Source organism: Methanobrevibacter thaueri (assembly GCF_015062905.1).
Taxonomy (GTDB): Archaea; Methanobacteriota; Methanobacteria; order Methanobacteriales; family Methanobacteriaceae; genus Methanocatella; species Methanocatella thaueri_A.
Genome location: NZ_SUTK01000087.1, coordinates 1 through 3841, shown reverse-complemented (window position 1 = coordinate 3841; position 3841 = coordinate 1). Strand labels below are relative to the sequence as shown.

General features: G+C 38.1%; 5 protein-coding genes. 3 read left to right on the top strand and 2 right to left on the bottom strand.

Annotated elements, in window-relative coordinates; translation table 11 throughout:
* Positions 1–403: hypothetical protein (locus E7Z79_RS09450; RefSeq protein WP_303739689.1), on the bottom strand; the 403-nt coding region annotated here is incomplete at its 3' end.
* A 296-nt stretch (positions 404–699) separates the two neighbouring features.
* On the opposite strand from E7Z79_RS09450, the gene surE reads away from it, so the two are divergent.
* Complete coding sequence (gene surE, locus E7Z79_RS09445) at positions 700–1521, top strand: 5'/3'-nucleotidase SurE (RefSeq protein WP_303739688.1); 822 nt, start codon at positions 700–702, stop codon at positions 1519–1521.
* A 20-nt stretch (positions 1522–1541) separates the two neighbouring features.
* Positions 1542–2090: a hypothetical protein gene (locus E7Z79_RS09440; protein WP_303739687.1), complete on the top strand. Its 549-nt coding sequence runs from the start codon at positions 1542–1544 to the stop codon at positions 2088–2090.
* Here E7Z79_RS09440 and E7Z79_RS09435 read toward each other — a convergent pair.
* Positions 2087–2842, bottom strand: coding sequence for a TatD family hydrolase (locus E7Z79_RS09435; RefSeq protein ID WP_303739686.1), 756 nt, complete (start codon positions 2840–2842; stop codon positions 2087–2089). The two genes, E7Z79_RS09440 and E7Z79_RS09435, sit on opposite strands and share 4 nt — an antisense overlap.
* 90 nt (positions 2843–2932) lie before the next feature.
* On the opposite strand from E7Z79_RS09435, the gene E7Z79_RS09430 reads away from it, so the two are divergent.
* The gene (locus E7Z79_RS09430) at positions 2933–3643 is read left to right on the top strand and encodes a tRNA threonylcarbamoyladenosine dehydratase (protein WP_303739685.1); all 711 of its coding nucleotides are present in this window, start codon (positions 2933–2935) and stop codon (positions 3641–3643) included.
* The last annotated feature ends 198 nt before the right edge of the window (positions 3644–3841 follow it).

Here is a 3841-nt window from a genome sequence, read left to right as displayed (position 1 = left end):
GTCTAATGCTGTTGTTTACATTTTTAAGGGTAAATGATTGTACTGGATTTTTTAATGTTTTAATCCTTGGTTCACCGGACAATCTTTTATCATAGCATTTATATGCTCTTTGCAAGCGTTGTGTAGACTCTTGTAAAGCAGTAGAGTCAATTTCATATAGAAATGGATGTTCATGCTTTAATTCACGCAAACAATCATTATAAAAACTCCTATTTATCCTAATCTTTTCATCCTTAGATTCAGGGCAATTCTTATCAATTATCTTATTGTGAATTCTTGCTTGCCTTACTTTTTGTCTAACGTTATTGCTAACAAAACGGGAAGCTCCAAAAGCATCCCAAAAAGCAATCTTCAAATCCCAATTAGGATTAATACGACATTTACAACTCAAAACCTCAGGCATAAAAATACACACCATCTAATAACCAATAAAAAACCATTAAAAGATTTTTTAACACTACAAAAAATATATATGACTATACAAATTATATAAACAAAGTGAGAGAGCATTTGAAAAGTAAATATCCAAAAAATATTTATTAAAAAAAATGACTCTATGTCTTTTTTGTGAAATTCATCTCCGACCTAAAAGAGGTCGGAGTATTCTTTCACTAATTTGGTAAATATCTATTAGAAATATTTTTTTAATTGAAAAATGATATATAGAATTAACACAACACATTTCAAGGTTTTGACATTATGAAGATTTTGATATCCAATGATGACGGAGTTTTTGCACAGGGAATATTGGCCGCAAAACAGGCAGTTGAAGATTTGGCCGATGTCACTGTTGTGGCTCCGGATGAAAACAACAGCAGTGTAGGCCGTCGAATAACCCTATTCAAACATTTGAAATTGGATTCCTGCAAGCTTGAAGATGGAAGTCCTGCTTACAGCGTTTCAGGAAGTCCTGCAGATGCGGTCATCGTTGGTGCGGACTATGTGATGGACGAAAAGCCGGATTTGGTCATAGCCGGAATAAACCAGGGTGTTAACATAAGCTGTGACATCACCTCCTCAGGCACTGTATGTGCTGCTCTTGAGGCGGTAAGCCTTGGAATTCCTGCAATAGCTGCATCTCTTTTCATAGATCCCAAAACTGCCTACCGACAGGATGAAAACGGCGAATGGTATCTGGAATATGATTTCGATTTAGCAAAAAAGGTTCTCCATGACCTTGTTTTAAAAATCATGAATGAAGGATTTCCAGAGGGTGTTGACCTGTTCAATCTGAATGTGCCCACTAACTATCAATCCGAAGAGGTCAGAATCACCAGCCTGTCTCCTAGGATGCTTGAAAAGCAGGTCATCGACAATACAAATAAGGAAAAGGAAGAGTTATTTAATTATCCTTTGGATGAAAATCAGAATAGTGATGGCCTGGTCATGATTGCCTCAAACCTGGTTCAGGAATATGAGGAAGGCAGTGACGGGCATGCGCTTTTTGTGGATAAATGTCCAAGCCTCACACCCCTTAATGCTAACATGACAAGCGCTGAATTAGGGGATTGGAAACTTTAAAAAAATAATGGTGATTTTCAATGTCAGGGAAATTTGCAGTCATAGATACGGAAACCAACTGGAACGATGAGGTAATGTCAATCGGCGTTCTGATTGCAAGATGCAGGAATTTCAAGACTACCGATTCCCGTTACTACATTCTTCCAAAAGAGGAAAAGGTTGGTGGAATGTATTTAAAAAGCATGAGAAAAACAGATCATGATATAATTACTGGCCACAGGGTCGAGGTGATTGATGATTTGAAGCTTCTTTTGAATTCAAATGGGGTTAATGATTTGTTTGCATACAACGCTTCCTTTGACAAGAGACATCTTCCTGAACTTTCTGATTTCTGCTGGCACGACATCATGAAAATAGCTGCATACAAGCAGCACAATCCTTTCATTCCTGACCATCTGCCCTGCTGCAAAACAGGACGGCTGAAAAGGGGCTATGGTGTTGAGCCGATGCTTCAGATGTTGGGTGTCGAGGAATACAGCGAAACCCATAATGCTGTCCATGATGCAATGGACGAATTGAAGATAATGGTGGAACTGGGATATGAGATTGAATTCTATCCGGAAATCTAAAAATTTAATTTGAAAAGCTTTTTAGCATTTTTTGATGTTATTTCAATGATGTCATATTCATCCATGTCAAGTTCTTCAGCTATTTTTCTTATGACATATAGGATGTTTTGTGGTGTGTTTGGCTCACCTCTCTTTTCCTGCGGAGGCAGATAAGGTGAATCCGTTTCTACAAGTATGTGACTGACATCAATTTCCTTAAGCATTTTAGTTGTTTTCTTGTTGTTTTTATGGGTAATCGGTCCTCCTATTCCCATATAGAAGCCCAGTTCAATGAATCGCTTGGCCATTTCTGATGAACCCTGATAGCAATGAAGGGATCCGACAACGTCATGCCTTTTCAACACGTCAAATGTGTCCTGCATCGCCTTTCTTGAATGCACAATCACGGGCAGGTCATGCTTTTCGGCCAAAACGAGCATCCTTTCAAATAGTTGAATCTGGCTGTCCTTGTTCTCTTTTGTATAATAATAGTCAAGGCCTATCTCACCGACGGCAATTACATTTTCATTTTCAAGCTGCCTGTCCAATAGGGAGATGTCATCATCAGTTATCTCATCTGCCATTGTGTAGAAGTATCCCAAAGCGGCATGGACATTTTCATATTTGCCCGCCAGTTCCAGAACTTCATTATTGCTTTTAAAATCAGTGCCGTTCAATATCAGATGAATATCATTATCTAAAGCATCTCTAATGATATCTTCCGCATTTTCCATTTCTCCTGTGTACACATGGCAATGAGTATCAATTATCATAAAATCCTCACTTTATCATTAAGTTTTTAATGTTTCGACTTCAATTATTATATAACAAGTTGGATTAAATTATATTTTTTGGTGAAGCGAATGGAAAGTAAGTTTTCAAGAACAGAGATGTTGATTGGAAATGATGGAATGGAAAAGTTAAGGGAAGCAAAGGTGGCGGTTTTTGGCCTTGGAGGAGTAGGTTCCTTTGTCTGCGAAGGGCTTGCCAGAAGCGGTGTCGGAAATTTCATCCTGATAGACTTCGACAAGACAGATGAAAGCAACATCAACAGGCAGCTGATTGCAAACGTAAACACTATAGGCAGATACAAGGTCGATTTGATGAGGGAAAGAATCCTTGAAATCAATCCTGAGGCAAATGTGGAAACCTATAAGGAATTCTACATGGCCGATTCGACATCCGACATCATTACTGAGGACCTGTCATATGCTGTCGACTGCGTTGATACCATTATGGCCAAGATTGCAGTCATATGCAAATGCGATGAGTTGAATGTTCCAGTCATCTCTTCCATGGGAACCGGAAACAAGCTGGATCCAACAATGTTTGAAGTTGCAGACATCTACGAAACCTCAGTGTGTCCCCTTGCCAAAATAATGAAAAAAGATTTGAGAAAGAGAAACATAGAAAAGCTGAAGGTCGTATATTCAAAGGAGCATGCTATAAACACAAACGACTGTGAAATAAATAAGGACAGGAAATTCAAGGTGAAAGGCAGCGTTTCCTTTGTGCCGTCAGTTGCAGGACTTATAATTGCAGGTGAAGTGATAAAGGACATTGCTGGAGTTTAATTGATAATCTCATCGGTAAGTTTCAATATATTCATCTAATTTTTCTAATATTTCGTTTAAATATTTATTTTTTATATTGAACCACCCCACCCTAAAAGAGGGTGGGGATTCCTGAATTTTTTTCACTTAATAATGGTTAATTTAAGTATTTTTTCAGGCTATCCCCGTTGAACCAGCGGTTTAGAATATTAATTGCTG

Bases quoted from the DNA above. Each gene is read 5' to 3' on its own strand.
- surE (WP_303739688.1), top strand. From the start codon at position 700: ATGAAGATTTTGATATCCAATGATGACGGAGTTTTTGCACAGGGAATA.
- E7Z79_RS09440 (WP_303739687.1), top strand. From the start codon at position 1,542: ATGTCAGGGAAATTTGCAGTCATAGATACGGAAACCAACTGGAACGAT.
- E7Z79_RS09435 (WP_303739686.1), bottom strand. From the start codon at position 2,842: ATGATAATTGATACTCATTGCCATGTGTACACAGGAGAAATGGAAAAT.
- E7Z79_RS09430 (WP_303739685.1), top strand. From the start codon at position 2,933: ATGGAAAGTAAGTTTTCAAGAACAGAGATGTTGATTGGAAATGATGGA.